Origin of the sequence: Bifidobacterium pongonis (assembly GCF_019331805.1) — a bacterium.
GTDB classification, from domain to species: domain Bacteria; phylum Actinomycetota; class Actinomycetes; order Actinomycetales; family Bifidobacteriaceae; genus Bifidobacterium; species Bifidobacterium pongonis.
In genome coordinates, this window is record NZ_JAHBBE010000021.1 from 1 (window position 1) to 21,934 (window position 21,934).

The 21,934-nt window shown below is 62.0% G+C and carries 17 protein-coding genes and 1 tRNA gene; 7 read left to right on the top strand and 11 right to left on the bottom strand.

Translation table 11 applies throughout. The annotated features are described in order from the left end of the window. The 5 genes from KIH75_RS06270 to KIH75_RS06290 form a co-directional block, all read left to right on the top strand. Positions 1-838 (top strand): IS256 family transposase (locus KIH75_RS06270; RefSeq protein WP_219055912.1); only part of this gene is annotated, 838 nt, incomplete at its 5' end. Between the two features lie 111 nt (positions 839-949). Further along, entirely contained in the window at positions 950-2,137 is a 1,188-nt protein-coding gene (locus tag KIH75_RS06275; RefSeq protein ID WP_219055913.1) for an MFS transporter, read from the top strand. A 155-nt stretch (positions 2,138-2,292) separates the two neighbouring features. Further along, positions 2,293-4,392, top strand: a complete 2,100-nt coding sequence (locus KIH75_RS06280) for a DUF4037 domain-containing protein (RefSeq protein ID WP_219055914.1) — start codon at positions 2,293-2,295, stop codon at positions 4,390-4,392. 8 nt (positions 4,393-4,400) lie between these two features. Then, positions 4,401-5,084: a DUF4125 family protein gene (locus KIH75_RS06285; protein ID WP_219055940.1), complete on the top strand. Its 684-nt coding sequence runs from the start codon at positions 4,401-4,403 to the stop codon at positions 5,082-5,084. A 174-nt stretch (positions 5,085-5,258) separates the two neighbouring features. Beyond that, positions 5,259-6,929: an alpha/beta hydrolase family protein gene (locus tag KIH75_RS06290; protein WP_338024304.1), complete on the top strand. Its 1,671-nt coding sequence runs from the start codon at positions 5,259-5,261 to the stop codon at positions 6,927-6,929. Here KIH75_RS06290 and KIH75_RS06295 read toward each other — a convergent pair. Continuing rightward, complete coding sequence (locus KIH75_RS06295) at positions 6,900-7,394, bottom strand: hypothetical protein (RefSeq protein WP_219055916.1); 495 nt, start codon at positions 7,392-7,394, stop codon at positions 6,900-6,902. The two genes, KIH75_RS06290 and KIH75_RS06295, sit on opposite strands and share 30 nt — an antisense overlap. Continuing rightward, entirely contained in the window at positions 7,391-9,307 is a 1,917-nt protein-coding gene (locus tag KIH75_RS06300; protein ID WP_236028088.1) for a PspC domain-containing protein, read from the bottom strand. Before KIH75_RS06300 ends, KIH75_RS06295 begins: the two co-directional genes overlap by 4 nt. Before the next feature lie 113 nt (positions 9,308-9,420). Between KIH75_RS06300 and KIH75_RS06305 the strand changes: the two genes are divergently transcribed. Continuing rightward, a complete protein-coding gene (locus KIH75_RS06305) occupies positions 9,421-11,079 on the top strand; it encodes an ATP-binding protein (protein ID WP_219055917.1) in 1,659 nt (552 codons plus the stop codon). After that, complete coding sequence (locus KIH75_RS06310; protein WP_219055918.1) at positions 11,076-11,759, top strand: LuxR C-terminal-related transcriptional regulator; 684 nt, start codon at positions 11,076-11,078, stop codon at positions 11,757-11,759. The genes KIH75_RS06305 and KIH75_RS06310 overlap by 4 nt, the downstream gene beginning before the upstream one ends. Before the next feature lie 51 nt (positions 11,760-11,810). On the opposite strand, the gene KIH75_RS06315 is transcribed toward KIH75_RS06310, so the two are convergent. From KIH75_RS06315 to KIH75_RS06355, 9 genes are all read right to left on the bottom strand, one after another. Then, complete coding sequence (locus KIH75_RS06315; protein ID WP_219055919.1) at positions 11,811-12,614, bottom strand: GntR family transcriptional regulator; 804 nt, start codon at positions 12,612-12,614, stop codon at positions 11,811-11,813. Between the two features lie 33 nt (positions 12,615-12,647). After that, on the bottom strand, positions 12,648-14,012 hold the full coding sequence (locus KIH75_RS06320) for an aspartate aminotransferase family protein (protein WP_219055920.1): 1,365 nt from the start codon (positions 14,010-14,012) through the stop codon (positions 12,648-12,650). Positions 14,013-14,332: 320 nt separating this feature from the next. After that, the gene (locus KIH75_RS06325) at positions 14,333-15,826 is read right to left on the bottom strand and encodes an amino acid permease (RefSeq protein WP_219055921.1); all 1,494 of its coding nucleotides are present in this window, start codon (positions 15,824-15,826) and stop codon (positions 14,333-14,335) included. Between the two features lie 139 nt (positions 15,827-15,965). After that, a complete protein-coding gene (locus KIH75_RS06330; RefSeq protein ID WP_219055922.1) occupies positions 15,966-17,036 on the bottom strand; it encodes a phosphotransferase enzyme family protein in 1,071 nt (356 codons plus the stop codon). A 349-nt stretch (positions 17,037-17,385) separates the two neighbouring features. After that, entirely contained in the window at positions 17,386-17,946 is a 561-nt protein-coding gene (locus KIH75_RS06335) for a cysteine hydrolase family protein (RefSeq protein ID WP_219055923.1), read from the bottom strand. Positions 17,947-17,978: 32 nt separating this feature from the next. Continuing rightward, positions 17,979-19,430 carry a purine-cytosine permease family protein gene (locus tag KIH75_RS06340; RefSeq protein ID WP_219055924.1) on the bottom strand — a complete coding sequence of 484 codons (1,452 nt, stop codon included), beginning with the start codon at positions 19,428-19,430 and terminating at the stop codon, positions 17,979-17,981. Positions 19,431-19,551: 121 nt separating this feature from the next. Beyond that, positions 19,552-20,586: a PfkB family carbohydrate kinase gene (locus KIH75_RS06345; RefSeq protein WP_219055925.1), complete on the bottom strand. Its 1,035-nt coding sequence runs from the start codon at positions 20,584-20,586 to the stop codon at positions 19,552-19,554. Between the two features lie 77 nt (positions 20,587-20,663). Continuing rightward, complete coding sequence (locus KIH75_RS06350) at positions 20,664-21,656, bottom strand: ADP-ribosylglycohydrolase family protein (RefSeq protein ID WP_219055942.1); 993 nt, start codon at positions 21,654-21,656, stop codon at positions 20,664-20,666. A 147-nt stretch (positions 21,657-21,803) separates the two neighbouring features. Beyond that, a tRNA-Ser gene (locus tag KIH75_RS06355) sits at positions 21,804-21,891 on the bottom strand. Between the last annotated feature and the right edge of the window lie 43 nt (positions 21,892-21,934).

Genomic DNA, 21,934 nt, shown 5'->3' on the forward strand with positions numbered 1-21,934 from the left:
CGACATCAGCCAATTGCTGTGGGGCGACCGCATGCCGTCCCAGACGTTGAGCGACAAGCTCAAGAAGGTGTACGACGAGATCGACGCGTGGCGCACGAGGCCGTTGTCGGGCGAATACCCGTACGTGTTCATGGACGGCGTGTGGCACAAGCGCTCCTGGGGCGGCGCGGTCGAGAACGTCAGCGTCCTCGTCGCCATCGGGATCGGCGGGGACGGCCACCGCGAGGTCATCGGCGTCGCCGAGGGCATGAAGGAGGATTCCGCCAGCTGGGAGCAGTTCGTCAGGGGCATGATCGAACGCGGTCTGAAGGGCGTGCGCCTGGTGGTCGGCGACCGGTGCGCCGGACTGGTCGCCACGGTGGGCTCGATGCTGCCCAAGGCGAAGTACCAGCGGTGCATGGTGCATTTCATGCGCAACGTGCTCTCCAAGACGCCGCCAAGCCACCGCGAATGGGCGTCCGCCGCCCTGAAGGCCGTGTTCGCCATGGAATCCCGGGAATCCGCCCTCGCCAAGGCCGGACAGGTCGCCGCGGAGATGGAATCCAGGAGGCTGAAGGCCGCCGCGAACTGCCTGCGCGAGGGCGTCGGCGAGACGACGACCTATCTGCTGGACGAGTTCCCCGCGGAGCACCGCAGACGGATCCGCACCAACAACATGATCGAACGGCTGAACAGGGAGATCCGACGGCGCACGCGCGTCGTGGGCAGCTTCCCCGACGGCGACAGCGCGTTGATGCTCGTATGCGCGCGCATCCGGTACGTCACCGCGAACGAATGGTCGAACCGCCGCTACCTGGACATGTCCCGGCTCGATGACAACCTCGTGGAAGCGAACTGATCATCGCGCCATGGACGGCCATGATCCAAAGTGCGCAACTTTTCGGGCACTACCTTTACAATATCCCGTTGGTTACAACGTTTGACGCCACTTGTTACAGAGAGAACCCCCATGAAGAGAAGCATCCTCGCGCTGGCATCCGGCGCGTTCATCCTCGGCGCCGCCGAATTCGTGATGATGGGCATCCTGCCCCAAACCGCCGCCGCCATGCACGTCAGCATCCCCGCCGCAGGCCATTACATCTCCGCCTACGCAATCGGCGTGTGCTTCGGCACGCTGATTCTGGTGTTCGGCCGCAAAGTGCCACCGAAGAACCTCATCATACTGTTCATGGTGATCGCATTGGCAGGCAATACGCTCAGTGCGGTTTCCGTGAACTCCCCCATGCTGTTGGCTGCCCGTTTCATCTCCGGCCTGCCGCACGGCGCGTTCTTCGGCACTGCGACGCTGATCGCCAAGACGTTGGCCGACAAGGGCAAGGAAGCGCAATCCGTCTCGATGATGGTGACCGGCCAGACCGTAGCCAATATGCTGGGCGTTCCCGCGGGCACGCTGCTGGCCGAAACGATGTCGTGGCGTCTGGCGTTCGCGATCCTCGCCGCCTGGGCGTTGATGACGATGATGCTCGTCCTCGCCTGGGTGCCGTTCGTCGCGCCGATCAAGGATGCCGGCATCAAGGGTCAGTTCCGGTTCCTCACCCACACCGGCCCGTGGCTGATTCTTCTGGCCGTATTCTGCGGCAATACCGGTATTTTCTGCTGGTGGAGCTATATCTCGCCGTGGCTGCAGAAGACCGGCGGCTGGCAGTCCGCGGTCGTGCCGCTGCTCATGGTGCTCGCCGGTTTCGGCATGGTGCTCGGCGGTATTTCCGGTGGCCGACTGACCGATCTGTGGAAGCCCGGCGCGACGGCCGCGCTCTCGCAGGGCATCGCCACCATCGGCCTGCTGCTGGTGTTCCTCGTTCCCGGCAATCACATCACGACCGCGGTGCTGACCTTCATGCTCGGTTTTGCACTGTTCTTCAACTCCTCGCCGCAACAGCTGCTGATGGTGCAGGCCGGTGAGGGCGGTGGCGAGCTCATCGCCGGTGCGGCCGTGCAGATCGCCTTCAACTTCGGCAATGCGGTCGGTTCGATCATCGGCGGCGCCGCGCTGACGGCCACCGCCATGAACTACCACTACACGGGGCTTGCCGGCGCGCCGATCGCCCTGATCGCCGTGCTCATGCTAGTCACCTACTCGCGCCGCTACGAAACCCACACCGGGGCATTGGAGCGTATGCGCGAAGTACGGGTGTGAGCCTTCACCGCCTCCCATAAAGCCTGCTTGGCTCATCGCAAACAGGCTTGCGCATGTCTCATCGAATCAAATCGAATCTGCATGTATGCCGTTGCCTTAGGCGAACGGCATCGGCATACACTGGGAGAGGAACGGACACGCGACAAGGAGGATGCATGGTTGACGAGGCGGCACTGCTGGCCAGTTTCACGGCACGATTCGACCGGGAAACGGAGGATACCGCAGACCAAACGGACGGAACGGCACCTGACGGAACGGCACCCGACGAAACACAGGACGAGACTGCTCCCACCTTCGACGTCGACCGGTTCCTGCAAGAATTGGATGCGATATTCGCCCGTCATGCCGCAGCGAGCGAAGCCGCACCCTACCTCGAACAGGCCATGATCGACGCGGAGAACGCCGGCGACGAAGCCGGTCTACTCACCGTCCTCAACGAAACCATGGGGTTCTATCGTTCCCAAGGCTGGCATGAGAAGAACCAGTGGATCGTGCAACGCGCCATCGAACTGGCGCTGCGCATGGGCCTGGAAGGAACCGAAACCTGGGCCACGACGCTCATCAACTGCGCCACCGCGATGCGTGCCGCGCAACACTACGATCAGGCCGAGGACCTGTACATGCAGGCCTTGCAATGCGCCGAAAACGTCTACCCGCCGAAGGATCGCCGCATCGCCGCGCTGCACAACAATCTTTCCATGCTCTACCAGGAGACCGGCAGGCCCGAATCCTCCGAACGCGAACTGCGCGAAGCCATGCGGATACTACGCGAGGCAAGCCGCGACCCATCGACGGATATCGATCTGGCAAGTTCGTGCACGAATCTCGCATTGACGCTCTTGGATGAGGGCAAGGCCAGCGACGCCCGCACCTATGCCGACGAGGCGCTCGCCATCCATGCCGCCGCACGGGCGCAGGGCGTGGATTCGGCGCATTACGCCTCCGCATTGGCGGGCGCGGCGCAGGTATGTTTCGCGCAACGGCAGTACGGCGAGGCTGCGGGGTTTTACCGCAAGGCGCTGAACCTGATCGAGGAGCGTTATGGCCGGAATACGGAGTATTGGCGTACCACCGAGGAGAATCTGAAGCAAGCGCTGGATGCCGCAAAGGCCGCGGGTCAGAGCGTTGATGAGCCGGCGCACGGGGCTACCGTCGCGCCGATGCCCAACGGCATGGAACTGGCACGCGACTTCTGGGAGCAGGCCGGCAAGCCGATGCTGTTGGAACGCTACCCCCGGTATGCGGGTCGTATCGCCGCCGGATTGGTCGGGTACGGTTCGGAATGTTTCGGATTCGATGATGCGTATTCACGCGATCATGATTTCGGACCGCGCTTCTGCCTGTGGCTCACGGATGAGGATTACGCCACCATCGGCGAATCGCTGCAGCGTGATTACGATCGCATCGCCGCCGCATGGCGGGCGAAGCACACCTCGCCGGATGTGCCCAGCTCCCCCACCACCCCGCGGGCGCGGGGAGCCGCACGCAGGGACGGCGTGTTCCGTATCGGCGATTTCTTCGAGGGCATTACCGGCTATCGGCAGGCCCCCGCACAGGACGCTCCGCATGAATGGCTTATGTTGAGCGAATCCACGCTGGCCACCGTGACCAACGGTCAGGTGTTCGCCGACGCGCTCGGCGCGTTCTCCTCAGCCAGGCAGGGGTTCACGTTCATGCCGGAGGATGTGCGTCTTTCCTTGATTTCCCGCCGTCTCGGCATGATCGCGCAGGCTGGCCAATACAATCTGCCCCGCATGTTGAACCGCGGTGACGGGCCGGCCGCCATGGCATGCATCCATGAATTCATGCAGGCCGCGATTTCGCTGGTGTTCCTCATCAACAACCCGGTTTCCGTAGGCTATGTGCCCTACTACAAGTGGCGGTTCGCGGCGCTGCGCCGGCTGAGCGGGCGCATGGCGACACGTCTGGCCGACGTGTGCGCGCAATTGGAGGAAGTGTTGGAACTCGCGTCGGCGGCGTGTTTCGCGGGTGGCGGCACAACCGTCCGGGCCAACACCCATATCGATGCCCATGCCGATTCCGCAACCGATTCCGCAACCGATTCCGCAACCGATTCCGCAACCGCATCGCCCGCCGACCGCATTCAGGCGATCATCGAAGGCATCTGCGCCGAAATCGTGGCCGAGCTGCGGCGCGAAGGCCTAACCGAATCGGATGAGACGTTCCTGGAATGGCAGCGCCCGTACGTCGAGGAGCATATCGTCTCCGACGCGCCATGCCTGCACAGTCTGTGAGCATGGCCATGCAAACGAACGACATCAGCAACGACACCGCCGACGGCGCGACCAGTAGCACAACCGATAGCACTGCCAGCAGCACGCGCAACAATCTGGTCGAAACCATCGTGCGATTGGAATGGGATGCGTTCCAGCGCACGACCAATACGGGCGGACGCGCCGCATGCCAAGGCAACTGGCCCGTATTCCATCAGATGCGTGCCAGTCAGTTCCTCACCTGGACGGAGAATCTGCTTGCCAGTTATCGCGACGATCTCGACCGGGCCGAGCATCTCGGCCGTAATCTCGTCACCGAAAAATACGCGCGTATGATGCGTTCCACCCATCCCGACGAGTATGCGGCGAACATCGAACCGTATATCCCCAAGCTTTCCGCCGCCCGCGAGGCCGAACAGGAGGCGATCATCGCCACGCAGGTGGCGTGGGCGCGTGAATTCCGCGAGCGCTACCCGAAGCTGGGCGCGGCCATGCGTGTGCTCACCACCGCGGAGGATACGCCTGACGCCACATCGTTCGAAACGTATCTGCGCGGCGAACTGGGCACCTATTCGGAGCGCACGCTCGGCTTGTACCGGGATTTCGTGGCGCGTTTGGCCGCCGAGCATCGCAATCTTACGGAGGAGACGATTGCGAACACCGCGCGGATCGCCGGTTTCGAAGGATTGGATGGGGCGGAACACGCGCAGTAATCGCGGGAATCCCGCGAAACGCCGAACATGACGGCTCCCCTTGCGCGGGAACGTCCTACAGTGGCAACTGTGCGAGCAGAATCGAGAGGAACGGGAACACCGCAGGAACCGGCATTGCCGGGACGTACGGCGAAGGGAACAGCGAAAAGAATAGGATTAACCGCCGCGTTGACTGTGTTGATCACCGTGCTGCTGATTGCGCTGCTGGGCGCTTTGGGGGCCGCGTGCACGCCGCGATGGCAGGTCAAGCCGTTCACGAACCATATCACCGTGCGGTCGTCCAGCACCGCCATCCACGCGAACGGCATCACCTCCCCGCAGGAGGGCCGCTACCGCACTAAGGAGACGCATGTCACCGTCAAGCTTGGCAACGGCAAATCGGTCAGCGCGATTGTGCGTGAACCGGTCGGTGCGCCAAGCGATCATGCCGCGTGTCTGTTCCTGCATGGGTCGGGAACCGGCAAATCGTCGGAGGCGTACGGCGATATTGCCAATGCGATGGCTTCGACCGGCATCACGACGCTGGTGCCGGACAAGCGTCTCGACAACTATTCCATGTTGAGCCGCGACTATGAATCCAGCGCCGACGATTACGCGCAATCGTTGAGGGTTCTGCGTGCGTGGCCTGGCGTGGATGCCACGAAGACGGGAATCTACGCCGAATCCGAAGGCACGTGGATCGCCACGGTGCTGACGAGCAAGCATCCCGATTTGGCTTTCGCCATACTCGCTTCCTCCCCCGTGGTTTCCGGGCGGCAGCTGATGGCCATGAGCGCCACCAACTATCTTGAGGCCGTGGGCGCCCCGGATGCCGTCACCCGTATCATTCCGAAGCTGACGAGTCTGAGCGTGCAGGGTATCGGCCCGAATTACGCCGATTTCAACGCCGCGCACTACCGCACGTCGCTTACCATGCCGCTGCTTATCGATTATGGGACGCGCGATACGGCGATGCCGGTCGAACAGGGGGCGCGGATGCTGACCCGCGCAGCCAACGCCGCCGGCAACCGTAATGTGACGGTGCGGTATTACTACGCGAATCATCAGATGCGCACCGGTTCGGCCCAGCCGGCTCCCGGTTTGCCGTTGGAATCGCATTACACACATGACTTGGAGGATTGGGTGAATGCCGTCACCGCGGGTGCCGGTGCAAACGATTGGACCACGCCGATGGTGGCCGGAGCCCAGCCTCATCAGACGCTTACCGCACCGACCGACACCTCGCCGGCGTTGGTGACTTCCGTGGGCGTGATCGCCGGCGCGATCGCATTGTGCCTGCTATGCGCACTGCTTGCGGTTCTCGGCGCACCGATACTGATTGCAGCGGGACTGATTCGCGGCCGCGCCCGCAAGTCGGGTCATGGTTCGCAAGACGATTCGCAAGACGATTCGCAGCTTGCCCTAACTCCCGAGCAGGTCCGAATCCCGCGACCATCGATCCCGCGCTTCACCGGTTCGCTTCGCGCCTCGCTGATCGTCAACGCCGTTCTCGCCGTGGGTGTGACGTGCGTGTTCCTCGCCTATCTGGTCACCGTCATCGTCGACGCGATTTCACTGACCAGCAATTCCACCGTGCTGGCGAGGAACTGGCATGTCGTCACGGCGCTCGCCTGGATGGCCGTCGTGGCCTTCGCCTGGCTGCTGGCGGAATTGATCACCGAAGCGCTTCGCCGTCATACCGGCGCGGTGGCGGCGGCGCGGAACGCCTGCCATGCCATGCCTGATGCCCGAAGCTCCGCTGGAACCTCGAGCATCGGCTTCGGCCATGCCATGGTGATCGTCTGCGTCGTACTGTCCGCGGCGGTGTCGTTGGCGCTACTGGCGTTCTGGGGATTGTTCGGCTGAGGAATCGGCTTCGCCGGCGTCTCCGGTGCCGGCGGTACCGTCGGCACCGCCGGCCGTGCGCGCACGTACCGCACCGACGATCGCCCACACCATGGCGATGGCGATGAGCAGACCCCCGATTCCACCGAGAACATACACGAGGAATCGCTGCGCGTCGATGCCGCCCCACCACGCATCCATCGGCAGGTTCAGACCGCACACCATGGTCACGATGCCGACGATGCACACGAAAACACCGAACACGACGGTCGCCTTGCTGACCCCGGAAGGCCGGATGACCTCACCGCCGTCATGCGCGTTCCCGTAATACGCATTCCCGTAACCTGCGTTCCCGTAACCCGCGTTCCCGTACCGTTCACCCCCGTACACCGGCTGCGATTGCGGCAATGCCTCGGTCGGCGAGTCCATATCCGGTTCCCGCACCGTTTCATCAACGGGTATCTGTTGGGTTTCGTCGTCGTTCATTTCGTTCCTTTCCTTACCGCAGCGTTTCCCAGCGTGTTGTCGGATGCATATTGCACCGCGACGCTGCCGCCGACGGTCGCGCCGACATTGGCCTGCAATTCCGGAAGCGCCGGCGCCTTGCCGTCGTCGACGAAGCAGGGCCAGTACTGCCGATTGTTGGTGATCTCGCGATACCCCTTGTCGATGTCGGAGGACTTGAACGGCGTCGACCGATCCGAATCATCACCGACGTCACCGGCATCGCCGTCATCACCGTCATCACCGTCCGCGCCAGCGGGGCATGTTTTGAACCCGGACGAGGACAACGCCCGCCTACCGACGACCGAACCGGCTTCGGCTCCGCCGAACAGCGAAACCATGCCTTCGCCATTACGGAAGGAGATCTGGTTCGGGCCTCCCACGAAATCAGTGATCGTGTAGCTGCCATCGACCGCCGTGTTCCCGAACGACCACCAGCAACCGTCAGGCAACGTGAGCACCACCTGCGCGTTCACGACGACCAGATTCAGCGCTCCCACAGGGCAGGAACTCGTACCGTATGTGCCGTCATTGAGCTTGACCTTATGCGAACCGTTGTTTTTGGCGTACTGGCTCAGGTCGATATGCAGCACGTCGGTGGCGTAGCTGTTGCCGTATACGGCCATACCGCGCTCGTATTTGCGCATCTCGTCGGCGGTGGACCCCATGGTGACGGTTCCATCGACCTTGACGCGACTGTACGATTGCTCGACCTGGATCATCCGGTAATCGAAAACCGAATATCCCACCATGCCAACGGCAATGACGCAGACCATGAACATCGATAGCCATGCCAGCGGGTGCAAACCGCCTGTCCTGCGCCCAAGGCATCCGAGCACGACGATCACCAGGCCGGTCGCCAGGCAGATCGCGCCCAGGCAGACCGCGCTCGCACGCAGTATGTATTCGGGCTGCAGCCCGTCATGCATCCCGTATGACATGACGCACCACGCGCACACCGCGCATGCAATCAAGGCCAGACCGAACATCACCAGGACGAGCAGTGGCCCTGCGGGCTTGCGGCGTTCCCTTCTGGGCGGGAGCGGCTGTTGCGGCCGCGCGGCCACCGGAGCGGTGAATGTCGGTGGGACATCGGCCGTGGCGAAGGCTTCGGGGCGGGCCATGGATTGCCGGTACGGCTGGTATGGCGATTGATACGGCGGCTGGTACGGCTGGTACTGCGACTGCGGGGACGCACCAGATGGGGTGTTTTCGCCAGCGGCACCGGATTGCGTCTGCCGCGCGGGGTTGACCGGCATGGTCTGATTCGGCGCAGGCTGATTCGGCATGGCCTGGTTCGACGCAGGCTGATTCGGCACGAATTGCCCCGGCGCAGGTTGCCCCGGCATGGGCTGCCCGTACGCCTGCCGAGCCGCCCCCGGCTGCGTCTGCCGGTTATTCGCCACGCTCGACCGCCGGTTGACCACAAGCCACAACACCAAGGCGGCCAAAGCGAACGCGAACCATCCGGCACCGGGAATGCAGAGCGCCATAACGCAGAAAATCAACGCGCCGACGCAATTCCAATCCCACACGCCGTTGATCAAATCCTCGAAGAGAATCCGGTTGCCGTTTTCATCCGGTAGCAGGAGCCACGCCAAACCGTAGAACGCGGCACCCGCACCGAAGAACAATGCCGTGACCAGCATCAATGCGCGTACCAGCGTGACGCTCCAACCGAGGCATCGCGCCAATCCGTCGCACACGCCGCCGACCCAACGGTCACGCCCGCGTACGATCCGACTGGAACGGATCCAGGAGAAGAAGCGCCCGCCACGCGCGGGGCGGGGCGAACCATACGAAGGCTGTTGGTAATACGACTGTCCGGCGGCGTTGGCCGGTTCCGGTTCCGGCCCACTGCGGCCATTCATCGAATCATCATGTGTTTCGTTCATGCTTCCATTACACCAACCCGCAGGCGATCCGCTTATCAGGGAACACCCTGAATCTGCCCTGAACACGGGCTGGATACCCTGAACATGCGACCCCTACGAAGCACAATGGAACCATGAAGTCTTTGGGAAAACCGCGGTACACGCAGCAACAGTACGACCAGGCGAGCGCCATCTACATGGAGTACCGCTACGATCAGGCCGTGCAAGAAGGCCGCCCTCGGCCCGCCCACCAAGCACGCCTACCGCTGTTCAGGCCATCGTATGGGCGCATGGGGGCCGGCGTATGCAAGGCCATCAGCATGCATCTCGGCATTTCCGTCGCGTGGATCCGACTGCTGTTCCTCGTCGCCGCAACATGGTTCGGCGCGGGCGTCATCGCCTACGTTTTCCTATGGATGACCGTTCCCATCGGCGACCCCGTCCAACACGCGTATGCGCTTGCCGCCAATCGCCCGCTTGCGCAATCACCGCTCGCCAAAGGCAACCGGCCATACGAAACGCATACGGATCCCGCCGATCGAACGGCATCCGCGCGAACCCGGCAACACGCGGCGCAACCTTACCCTCAGTCCTATTCCCAACCTTATCCACAGCCCCAAGCCGCAAGCCGCCCCGATGCCACTCCCACGGATTTCGACAATGCGCAAGGGACCAGCGAAAGCCTTGAGCAGACCCTCAGAAGAACGCCGAAACCCGTCCTGCTCACCTTGGCCGGTTTGGCGTTTCTTTCCCTCTGTCTCATTCTGCTGACGGGCGGTGTCGAACCTTTCCTGATCATCCCACTGCTGCTCGGTCTGACCGGCATCGGCGTCTCCTGGCTGAGGTTCAACGCGGAGGACGGCCAATTGTGGACCATGCTGGGCGGTATCGCCATCATTTTCGCGGCCTATGCGATGTACACGGGTTCGCATGTGCGAACGCAATCGGTGTCCATGCCCGGCATACTGCTGTCCGGCTTGGCGCTGCTCGTCGGCGTGCTGCTGGCGATCGTGCCGTGGATCATGGCGCTGATCCGTGATCTGGGCATGGAACGCGCGTTGAAGGAACGTGAGGAGGAGCGCGCCGACATGACCGCGCATCTGCATGATGGCGTGCTGCAAACGCTGGCTCTGATCCAATTGCATGCCGACGACCAGCAGACCGTATTCTCGCTGGCCCGCTCGCAGGAACGCGAGCTGCGCGAATGGTTGTATCAGGAACGCACCACGTCGGATCGTTCCGTCAACGCCGGTCTGAAGGAGATCGCGGCCATGGTGGAAGACACCCACGGCAAGCCGATTGAAGTGGTGACCGTCGGCGATGCGCGTCCGAGCGCGCAGACCGATGCGCTGCTCGAAGCCACGCAACAGGCGTTGATCAATGCGGTGACCCATGGCGGCGAGCCGGTTTCCGTCTACTGCGAGGCGAACGACACGCTGGTCGAGGTGTTCGTACGCGACCACGGCGACGGATTCGATGTGCACGCGGTGCCCGCGAACCGTCTCGGTATTCGTGAATCGATCATCGGACGCATCGAACGCCGCGGCGGTACAGTGGAGATTGTGTCACGTCCACAGTGGGGCACCGAAGTGCGCATGCACATGCCGATTGCGGCAGCGCCGGCGCGTACGCAACCGGCGGCAGGCGACGCAGCGCAGCAACAACAGCAACAGCAGCCGCAGCAGCCGCAACGGTCGCAATATCAGGCGGCTACGCGAGGCGCGCAACGGCAGCGTGCATCACGGCAGACATACGGCGACCGAGCCAGCGGCCGCAGTAAGGAGCAGCAATGAACGAGCAGGAACGGCAGATCCGAATCGCCATCGTCGACGATCATGAGATGTTCCGGGCCGGGGTGATCGCCACGCTGCAACCGTATTTCGACATCATCGGCCAAGCTGCGGATGTCGAGGGATCGGTGGCGATGATCGCCCAGACGAAACCGGACGTGGTGCTGCTCGACGTGCATGTTCCCGGCGGCGAAGGCGGCGGCGGTGCCGAAATCCTCGTCAAATCACGCGCCTACTCCCCCAACACCGTGTTTCTCGCGCTGTCGGTTTCCGATTCGCCGCAGGATGTCGGTTCGGTGATCCGTGCCGGTGCCCAGGGCTATGTGACGAAGACGATTTCCGGCGATGATCTGATTTCCTCCATCAAGCAGGTGCACGAAGGCTATGCCGTGTTCTCGCCGAAGCTGGCGGGATTCGTGCTGTCCGCCTTCCAGAACGGCTCGTCGGCGGGCATGGGCGCACAAGGCGGCCCGATCCATGACGATGAGTTGGATCGTCTGTCGAACCGCGAACAGGAGGTCATGCGTCTGATCGCACGCGGCTACACGTATAAGGAGGTGGCGGCGGAACTGTTCATCTCCATCAAAACCGTGGAAACGCACGTCAGTTCCGTACTGCGCAAACTGCAGCTGTCGAACCGCACCGAACTCACCCGCTGGGCCGTGAACCGCCGCATCGTGTGACGCCGGAGGGAAACGGCCTCTCGCAAAACCCGCAAGCGGGAATCGCCCAACCTATTTCACGGCTTTCGCCGCGCCCGCGCCTTTCCCCATATCCTGCGTTGCGGATAGACGCACGTACCCGGAATGGTGCATGGTGAACCGCATGCGATCGGCTATATACACGTCGGTGGCACGCTCGAACGGGCGACCATCCGACGCGTAGGCAACCCGGTGAATGCGCATCAGCGGGGTTTCCGCATCGACCTGCAGCAATTCGTTCTCGTGCTCATCGCCGATCACCGATTCCAACGTTTCGTCCACATTGCACGGGTACACGCCATAGTCACGCTCAAACATGGTGTAGAACGGCGTCGTCAGATCGCGCGTCAGGAACAGCGGGAACAAATACGCCGGCAAACGCGATCGTTCCAACGAAAGCGGTTGGTCCTCGATATACCGCAACCGCATGATGTCATAGATCATCGGATACTCGCCCGGCAATCGCAATAATCGCACGTCGGAAACGGAAGCCGGGGCGATCACCGCCCGCAATACCTTCGATGAGACGCGCATACCCTGCCTGCGCGCGATCGTCGGCAACGATTCCACCGTATTGATATTGCGCTCCAAGCGCCCATCCGATACGATGACGCCGCCTGCCCGCCCGATTTTCCTGATGATCTCATGATTGGATTCCAGCACGGTCAACGCGTTGCGCAAATCGGAGCGACTGACGCCAAAGCTTTCGGCAAGAGCCCGTTCCGAACCGAGTTTTTCGCCGGGAAGAAGCTCCTGCTCACGTATGCGAGCGCGGATACGGTGAACCAGTTCACTCGTGGCGCTTCGCTCGCGCCCGGTGCCGGCATGATCTTCCATATCCGCGCCCTTTCCTCACAGCTATTTGCTGTTTTACAACTTCAATGTTTCCAAGGTCTTCGTGAATCCGTCCATGAACCAGTCCACGTCGGATTCGCTGAATACCAGCGGCGGACGCAGCTTGAGGATGTTGCCGTAGCGGCCGCATACGGAGGTGAGGATGTGGTTGTCGCGCAGGGTTTCGAGAATGTCCAACGCGGCTTTCTGATCCGGATCCTTGGTGCCGGGCTTGACGATTTCGCATCCGATATACAGGCCTGCGCCACGCACGTCGCCGATGCACGGATGCGCCGGCATAAGCGACGTCACGGCGTCTTTGAACACCCTGCCGACCTTTTTGGCGTTGCCCATGGTGTCTTCGTCACGCATCACGTCGAGTACGGCTTGGGCGGCGGCCATGCATACGGGGTTGCCGCCGAACGTGTTGAAATACGGGATGGAGCCGGCGAACGGTTCGAGCACTTCGTGCTTGGCCGCCATGAGGGAGGTGGGCAGGCCGTTGGCCATAGGCTTGCCTGAAGTGACGAGATCCGGCACGATGCCTTGGCGACCGAAGCCCCAGAACGCATCGCCGGTACGGGTGAAACCGGGCTGGACCTCGTCCGCGATCCACACGCCTCCCAGTTCGTGGACGGTATCGATGACCGGCTTCAGATAGCCGACCGGATCGGGGTATACGCCATCGGATGAGAAGATGGAGTCGGCGAGCAGTGCCGCGAACTTGATGCCGTGACGTTCCATATCGGCCACTGCCTTGCGCACTTCGCCGGCCATCCAGTTGCCGAATTCCTCGGCGGTGCATTCCGAGCCCGGCTTGCCGTCGATGACCAGACGGTAGGTATCCGGGGTCGGAATCATGCGCATGGTCAGACCCAACGTCTGCGCGGTGCCCAAGGCCGGGGAAAGCTTGGAAGTCAATGCGGAATTGCCGTGATACGCCTCATGCGTGACGATCACGCCTTCGCCGCCGGTATAGGTCTGGGCCACTCGTATGGCCAGATCGTTGGCTTCAGAACCGGTGCATTGGAACATGATGCGATCGAGCTCGTCGGGCATGGTGGACAGGATATCTTCCGCATAATGCAGGATGTTTTCGTGCAGATAGCGCGTATGGGTGTTGAGCATCGACGCCTGCTTGGACAAGGCTTCGACCACGCGCGGGTGGCAGTGACCGACGGAAGCGACGTTGTTGTACACGTCCAGATATTCCTCGCCGTCGGCATCCCACAGGTGCGACCCGCGGCCTTTCACCAGATGCACCGGATTGCGGTAGAACAAACGGTAGGCGGGGCCGAGTACGTCTCGCTCCTCGGTGAGTTTGCGTGTTTCCGGATCAAGTGCGGCCGCCATTTCCGGGCGGAAGCTGTTGGTGTCCATAATGGTTGATCGGGTTGCCATGATTCCTTCTTTCGTTGGCTTCCTGTGGCGTTACCCACACGGTAATGCAGCTATGTTGAGTGGCTGATACAGCGCAGAAACAAACCATTTCCGCTGTTTTCCGCCCATTTGGTCAACCTTTCGAGGCTGCGGCGACCACGGTTCCCGCAGCCGCGCAGGTTGGTTTTCCATACGTTTCGCGTTTTATGATTCCGGTTTTCACGAATCGGATTTCGCGCGTTCGCGAAAACCGCACCCTCGGCGGATGCGGCTTTCGCATGTGCCCACATGCCACGCCCCGGAATGGCGATATGCCAGTAGATCGATAATCGATTAGTCGATCAATCTTCCGTCTTGTATTCGGCCTTGCCTCCAGAGGCGGCGAATTCCTCTTCCGGAGAGAGCACCAGGTGCTTGCGCCCGTAGACCGCGAAGAAAACGGTAGCCAGAATGTAGATGACCACCATGGCGTACACCGCCAAACGGTAATCCGGGTTCAGCAGCACGGCCACGAAAATGCAGAACGCGAGCAGACCCGCGATGACCGCGCCCGGCAGACCGAACGGGCTGGTGAACGGACGTTTGATGTCGGGCATCTTCTTTCTGAGGATCACATAGGAGACCATCTGCAGCAGGTACGCCAGCACAGCACCCCAGACGGCGATGTTCAACACCACCGAACCGGCTCCATCACCGCCGTACGCAATGATGAACAGGGCCGCGAAACCGATGATCGCACCGACGATCAAACCCCAATACGGCGTCTTCTTCTTGCCGGTCAACGACAGGAACGCAGGGTAATAGCCCGCGCGGGACAGCGAATACAGGTTGCGTCCGTAAGCGAACATGATGCCTTGGATGGATGCCAGCAGGCCGATCAGCGCGAAGGCGGACAGCACTGCGGCGATATTGCCCGGCAGAATCGCACGATATCCGTCAAGCAGCGGCTCGTCGGAACCGGCAAGCGCTTCGGAACCGACCACGGCCGGGTTCAGGAACACGATGATCAGCGCGGACAGTCCCAGCGTGAAAATGCACAGGCGTGACGACTTCGGAATGTTCTTTTCCGGCTCACGCACTTCCTCGGCGGCCAGCGGTAGCTGTTCGATGCCGAGGAACAGCCACATCGCGAACGGCATGGCGTAGAAGATGGCACCGGGCCCGAACGGCAGGAACGCGGAGTTGCCGTTGGTCGGCGTGATGTTGAGCAGCGTGGAGAAATCGGCTTTGCCGGTCACAAAAGCGCCGATGCCGAACAGTGCGACGATGGCGAGCGCGGCGATGGACACGACTTCGGCGAAGCGGAACGACGTTTCGGCGCCCATCCAATTCACCACTACGAAAATCGCATACAGGGCAAGCCACCACACCCAAGCCAGGCCGTGGTCGTCCAGCGAGTAGCCGGTCAGGTTGGAGAGAATGGCGTCGGCGTATGCCGATGAGAAGTACACGATGGTGGCTGCGGTCATCACGTATTCGATGGTTTCCGCAAGCCCGGTGAAGAAGCCGCCCCATGGTCCCATGGCAGCTCGCGCGAAGGAGTATGCGCCGCCCGTGTGGGGCATGGCCGATGCCATTTCGCTGATCGAGTTCAGCATGAGCACGTACATGAGGTATACCACGATGGCGGCTACCAGCATGCCGCCCCATCCGGCTTGGGCGATGCCTCCGTTCCAGCCGGAGAAGTCACCGGAAATCACCGCCGAAATACCGATGGCCCATAGGCCGAAGGCTCCTGCGGTTCGTTTGAGCTGGCGCTTTTTGAAGTAGTCCTTGTCGGTTTCGACGTAGGTCACGCCGCCTATGGATCGTCCTGAAACAGTTGACGCAGTCATTGCAATCGCCTTCCTCTCTTATTTCGGCGAGTTATGCCATTGATTCCTCGTTTGGTTGTGTTTGGTCGGATGCTGTTTAGTTATAAAAATGGATTTTCGTGATTCCGCGATGCTGCGACCGGATCCCCCAGACGCCGCATCAATGCAGCAGCCAGAGCGGATCGTCAAGATATTTCCTCGCGCACATCACACTGCCCGGAGCCTGCTGTGCGGCCAAACCGTCGGGTAGGGCGTCTTCACGATGGCTGGTGGTCCAGCCGAGCATCTGCATGCGTCGAATCATCGACAGCGCGGACATGATGTGCAGTTCCTCATCCGTGAACGCACCTGCCACATGCTGGTATCCCTTAACCCACGCTTTGGCGAGATCGGGGGCATACGGTTCGTGTTCGATGAAGCTCAGCGAGGAAGCGTAATCGTAGAGATACCAGCTGTATCCGGCATCATCGAAATCGATGACGGTCAGTTTTCCGTCGTTGCCGCGGATCACATTCGACGGGCGCAGGTCGGCGTGGATGAGACCCCAGGTTTCGTTGGTTCGCGGCACTTTCATCACCACGTCCATGGCCTTCCACAACGCGGTATCGCACAGCTGTTTCTCGTCGTTGGTGAGATCGGCGTTTTCCCAACGTCCCCAGCGTGGCGCTGGGCCGACCATATTCGATAGATCCCAGTTGAACCGTGTGAAACCATACGGCTTGTTCCAGGTACGCGACTGTTCATGGAATTTCGCGGCCCATTCGCCGATGGTTTCGTAATAGGGCGCGGGATTGTCGAGATCCTCCAGCACGGTTCCTTCCACATATTTGGTGGAGATGACCGTCCAGCCGACACCGTTCAGATCGGTGATTTTCGTTACGAATGTGCCGCGAACGGTGGGGACCGGATTGATCAGGCTGATGCCGTCGATATCGTGCAGGGCGTTCAGCCAGCTGATTTCCGAAGCCACGGCCTCCGGGCCGCCAACGTAACCGGGCTGCGAAACGCGCACCACGCCTTGCACCTCACCGTCGAGCAGCAGCAGGAACGTTGCGTTCTCCGACACGGTGATGAGGTTGAGCTGGGCGCGATGGTGGTCGATGCCCCAAGCCGCGCACACGCCTTGGAACAGCCAAAACGGTGCCGGGCATCCTTTGGTGAGTCCGCTGAACGTGTCCAGGCTGACCGCTTGCGTGGGATCGTCAAGCAGGCTGGTGATCTGCTGTGCCATGGTGGCCTCGATTCAAACATGGGATTTTCCGATGAGAGGAACGGCTATGCGTGAATCCTCTTTGCGAAACTGGTGATACCCATGATTGTGCCGGAATCGCCCCTTACAATCGCCACCGCACTGTTACGCCGCAGTTACAAAAGCACACCGCCAGATTAATGGCGTATTACCAAGGCCAGTCCGAGTATCTTCAGGTATCTTCCCCATCCCTCGACCACTTCCCCGGACCTTCCTCGAGTTTCGATCTCTACCCAATACAGACAAAGCGGGGTCTGCCGGGCGAACCCGGCAGACCCCGCAACGCAACGGTTATCCGTTCATTCCGCGATGGGATCACCCCACTGCGGAATCACCCCACGATGGAATCGGTATCTGCGATTGTGACCAGCGGCGTGAACAACGCCATGGTGCCCAACGCCATCCGGTGGTTTTCCGGCGAACTGCCGGCACAGGCGTCGGCGGCCACGCGCACGGCCACACCGCTATCGGCGGCGGCGAGCACGGTGGTGAGCACGCAGCAGTCGGTGGCGACGCCGCATACGGTGATCTTCTTGGCACCGGCAATGGCCTCGCTCAGTGCGTTTCCCCACTTGCCGAACGTGTCGCAGCTGACCACGGCATGGCCTTCCGCCAGGGCCGCGGTGTCGTCGGTGAGGTCGTACATCGGGTCATCGGGCGCGACCAGGAACTGCGGCCAATCCTTGAAATAGTCGACCCAGGCGTTGCGCGGCGGCTGCGGCGCGACATAGCGCGTGTAGACCACGCGATCGCCGAACGCTTCGGCCAATCGCGCGAACGCCTTATCGGTGGTGTGGTAGGAGCCGTCCGGGCACGCCCACGTGGACCACTCGCTTTCCGCGAAAACACGCTGCCGGTCGATGACGACAAGCCATTCATCCTCTGCGATCATGACGTTTCCTTTCTTGCGTTATCCGCGTCCATTCAGACTTCCGAAGCCGGCAGATCGGCTTCCTGCTTGGCGATGTCGCCGCGCTGGAACAGCAATGCTCCGATAAGGCCGACGATGAGCGCGACGATCACACCGAGGTTGGCCGCGGCCCAGCTGCCGTTCTTGCCGCCGATGAGGAACAGCAGGTAGCCCTGCCAGTTCAGCCAGTTGGCGGCGGTGTTGACCACCAGGCCCCAGCCGAGCGCGGTGCCGACGATGAGGATGGCGAAGGATTTGCCGTTCCACGCGCCGTAACGGCCCTTCGGATCGTACAGGTCGGCGGTGCTGTAATCCTTCCTGCGGATGATCACGTCGGCCACGAACATGCCGGCCCAGACGGCCATCGGCACGCCGAGCGTGGTCAGGAAGCCTTGGAACGGGCCGATGAACGTGTCGGAGAAGAAGGTCACGTAGACCACGCCGAGCACGGTCAGGGCCGCGGTGAGCGCGGCGGCCACGGTGCGCGGCAGTTTGACGCCGAAGGAGAGCAACGCGAGTCCGTTGGAGTAGTTGTCCATGATGGAGCCGGACATCAGGCCGAGCACGGCCACGATGGTGTACGGGATCAGGTACCAGGTCGGCAGGATGGACGCCATGGCGCCGATCGGGTCGTTGCCAACGTTTTCGGCCATGTCGGCGTTGGAGACGGCCAGCAGCAGACCGTAGAAGATGAGGAACACGTTGGCGATGGACGCGCCGAACGTCGTCCAGAACACGATGCCGCCGTTGGAGGATTTGCGCGGCAGATAGCGCGAATAGTCGGCCGCGACGTTCACCCAGCCCAGGCCGAAGCCGGTCATCACGAAGAAGCAGCAGCCGAGCATGGCGGGCAACGAACCGGCCGGCACGGAGTTGATGGCGGAGAAGTCGATGTGCCCCCAACCGAGGATGAAGAAGCCGATGGTGATCACGCCGGTCACGATGGTGATGACCTGCTGGCAGCGCATAATCAGGTCGTAGCCGAAGATGCCCGCGACCACCACAAGGCCGACCACCACGATGGTGGAGATGATCTTGGGCGCGACGCCGGAGCCCCAGCCGAGTTTTTCGATGGTGCTCGACATGGCGAGCACTGCGGTGGTGGTCAGTGAGATCTCCCAGCCCAGCGTGGCGATCCAGCTCAGCGCCGCCGGCACTTTGGCGCCTTCGACGCCGAAGGTGGCACGGGTGAGCACCATGGTGGGCGCGTTGCCGCGCTTGCCCGCGATGGAGACGACGCCGACCAGCAGGAACGATACAACCACGCCGATGACGGTCATGGCGGTGGCCTGCCAGAACGAGATGCCGAAACCGAGCGCCCACGCGCCATACGACATGGCGAACATGGAGATGTTGGCCGCGAACCATGGCCAGAACAGGCTGGACGGCGTGCCTTTGCGCTCCTCCTCGGAAATAATGTCGATGCCCTGCTCCTCGATGGAGAGGGCTCCCTTTTCATTGCTCATGTGGAACTCCTTGGGTCTGCTTCGCGACGCTGCGAGCAGATCGTTCACGCACGCCGCGCCACCACGCTGCGCACATGATATAACCAACTTATAGTCACTTATACTATAAGTCTCAAAACGGCTATGCCAAAAGCCTTTCGACCTCATCCCGCCCAGGGCATGTGGCCGGGCCGCGTTTCGTCACAGCCAGCGCCGCGGCGGCATTGGCATAACGCACGGCATCCTCCAACCGCGCGCCTTCGCACAGTCGCGCGCACAGCACGCCGGCATGGCAATCGCCAGCCCCGTTGGTATCCACCGCCTGCACCGGGAAACCGGCGATATGCCGCGGCTCATGGGCCGGAACCGCCAGCCATGCGCCATCCTTGCCCGTACGCACGATCACCGTGGCTTGCAATCGATCGCGCAGCCACGCGACCAGCGATGCGTCAACCTCCGCATCCCGCATATCCGCAGTCGCCGCAAGCCTTTCCGCAATCCCGCGATCGCTGGCTTCACAGGCATCGCCGGCATCGTGGGCATAGGCATCATCGTCATGCCGCAACCGCAGCAATCGTTGCGCGATCAGCACCGCTTCGCGTTCATTGCACGACCATATCGGGCGATAGTCGAGCATCGCGCGGAACATACGGTCATCCGCCTGCGCGATCACCGGGGAGGCGTCGAATACCGCAGCGAATCCGCGGTGTTCGGCCGTCCTTCGCATGAAGGCGAGCAGCGCCTCAGATGTACGGTGCACCAAGGTGTATCCGCTGATATGCACAACGTCTCGGGCGGAAGGATCGACGGCGTCGAACGCGTCGGCCTCGCCATACGCTTCGGCGCCACGTGTCGAGATGAAGGTCCGTTCGGCGTTCGCGTCGGTCAGGGCCATGCAGAACCCCGAATCGCGCGAACCGTCGCGTTTGCCGATATGCCGGATGCCGTGCAGTTCCAGCGCCCGCATGATCTGCGACGCCCACGGCCCCGTGCCGATGATGCCGGCATGCGCCGCCGCGACGCCCATACGGCGCACGGCGTACAACGTGTTGAAACTGGCGCCGACCCGCGTCTGCACACCGTCGGCGAACACGTCTTCGCCCGCATGAGGCACGGCGGCCACGTTCATGGTCAGATCGACAATGATCTGTCCCAGCGAAATAACCTGTCCCACCATGTCAGCACCTTCCGTACCGTTGCCACGATCCCATCGTCCGGCACATATCACCGGCCTTCACCGATGATCACCGATGATCACCGCTCATCACCGGCGTTGCGCAATGCGCACAGCGCGGTGACGATGCCTCCCAAGTCGAGATGGTTGTCTTCCCCAAGCTGCAGCAGCACCCGGTCGAGCATGGCGGCGTCGAAGCCTTGCGCACCATGCCAGGCGCCCAGCATCGCACCGGTGATGGCGCCGATGGTATCGGTATCACCGCCTATGGAAGCCGCGAAACACAAAGCCCGCGTCGGATCGTCGAAGAAGCGTGTGGCGATGGCGAACGCCGCGGCCACCGATTCGTTCGATTCCACGCTGGTACCGCAATCACGTTGCAGCGTCAGCGCGAACTCGTCGTCATCCAGATCACGCCCGCCCTGCTCAGCCCAATCCATGAAGTACCGCACACGCGCCAGCACCGAGGCCTTCGCCGACCAGTTGCCACGCTGCGGAAGCGTCTGCACGAAATCCACCGCCCGACGCAGGAAATCACGTTCGCCCTCGATGGCGAAACTCACCGCGGAAGCCACCAGCGTGGTCGATTCGATACCCTGCACCGTGTTATGCGTCACCACACAGGAACGCCAGGCGGCACCAGCGAGCGCCTTGCCCGGGCGGAACGCGATACCCACCGGAGTGGCGCGCATGGCCCCGCCGTTGGTGGTGCCGAATCGACCGGTTTCCTCCAAGCTCACGCCTTCGGTGAGTTTTTGCAACGCCGCTTTGGTGGACGGCCCCAGCAGATCAAGCGACCCTTTGGCTTTCATATCGGCTTCCCACTGCAGCAGATCACGGGCATACCGGGCATTGTCGAGATTGCCGCCGTCTTCGATAAGCCGATGCGCGAGCACGAACGCCTGTTCCGTATCGTCGGTGACCGCACCGGCCTTCATATTCGGCGCGATGGGCTGCTGCGGCACGGCGTTCATGAGCGTGGTGATCGAACCGCCGTAATACCGGCGAATATCGGCCGCCGACATGCTTTGCGTGGGCATGCCCAGCGCATCGCCCAACGCGAGCCCGGCCATCGCCCCATACGCACGCTCCCCCGCGTGCAACGTCTCCAAGCTTTCGGCCACAACCAGCTCCTTTCGCAAAGCCCGGCCATCGCGCAACCTTGAAACACCGGGATCCGAATAGCAAAAAGGCTTACCGGGAACCCCCAGTAAGCCTTGTGGCGGGCAGAGCGAGATTCGAACTCGCGGAGGCTTGCACCTCAACGGTTTTCAAGACCGTCTCTTTAGACCGCTCAGACATCTACCCGTGCGCTTATCACACGAAACGCCAATATAGCACAACCCGCAGA

Coding starts and splice junctions, on each gene's coding strand:
- KIH75_RS06275 (WP_219055913.1), top strand. CDS start 950: ATGAAGAGAAGCATCCTCGCGCTGGCATCCGGCGCGTTCATCCTCGGC.
- KIH75_RS06280 (WP_219055914.1), top strand. CDS start 2,293: ATGGTTGACGAGGCGGCACTGCTGGCCAGTTTCACGGCACGATTCGAC.
- KIH75_RS06285 (WP_219055940.1), top strand. CDS start 4,401: ATGCAAACGAACGACATCAGCAACGACACCGCCGACGGCGCGACCAGT.
- KIH75_RS06295 (WP_219055916.1), bottom strand. CDS start 7,394: ATGAACGACGACGAAACCCAACAGATACCCGTTGATGAAACGGTGCGG.
- KIH75_RS06300 (WP_236028088.1), bottom strand. CDS start 9,307: ATGAACGAAACACATGATGATTCGATGAATGGCCGCAGTGGGCCGGAA.
- KIH75_RS06305 (WP_219055917.1), top strand. CDS start 9,421: ATGAAGTCTTTGGGAAAACCGCGGTACACGCAGCAACAGTACGACCAG.
- KIH75_RS06310 (WP_219055918.1), top strand. CDS start 11,076: ATGAACGAGCAGGAACGGCAGATCCGAATCGCCATCGTCGACGATCAT.
- KIH75_RS06315 (WP_219055919.1), bottom strand. CDS start 12,614: ATGGAAGATCATGCCGGCACCGGGCGCGAGCGAAGCGCCACGAGTGAA.
- KIH75_RS06320 (WP_219055920.1), bottom strand. CDS start 14,012: ATGGCAACCCGATCAACCATTATGGACACCAACAGCTTCCGCCCGGAA.
- KIH75_RS06325 (WP_219055921.1), bottom strand. CDS start 15,826: ATGACTGCGTCAACTGTTTCAGGACGATCCATAGGCGGCGTGACCTAC.
- KIH75_RS06330 (WP_219055922.1), bottom strand. CDS start 17,036: ATGGCACAGCAGATCACCAGCCTGCTTGACGATCCCACGCAAGCGGTC.
- KIH75_RS06335 (WP_219055923.1), bottom strand. CDS start 17,946: ATGATCGCAGAGGATGAATGGCTTGTCGTCATCGACCGGCAGCGTGTT.
- KIH75_RS06340 (WP_219055924.1), bottom strand. CDS start 19,430: ATGAGCAATGAAAAGGGAGCCCTCTCCATCGAGGAGCAGGGCATCGAC.
- KIH75_RS06345 (WP_219055925.1), bottom strand. CDS start 20,586: ATGGTGGGACAGGTTATTTCGCTGGGACAGATCATTGTCGATCTGACC.
- KIH75_RS06350 (WP_219055942.1), bottom strand. CDS start 21,656: ATGGCCGGGCTCGCGTTGGGCGATGCGCTGGGCATGCCCACGCAAAGC.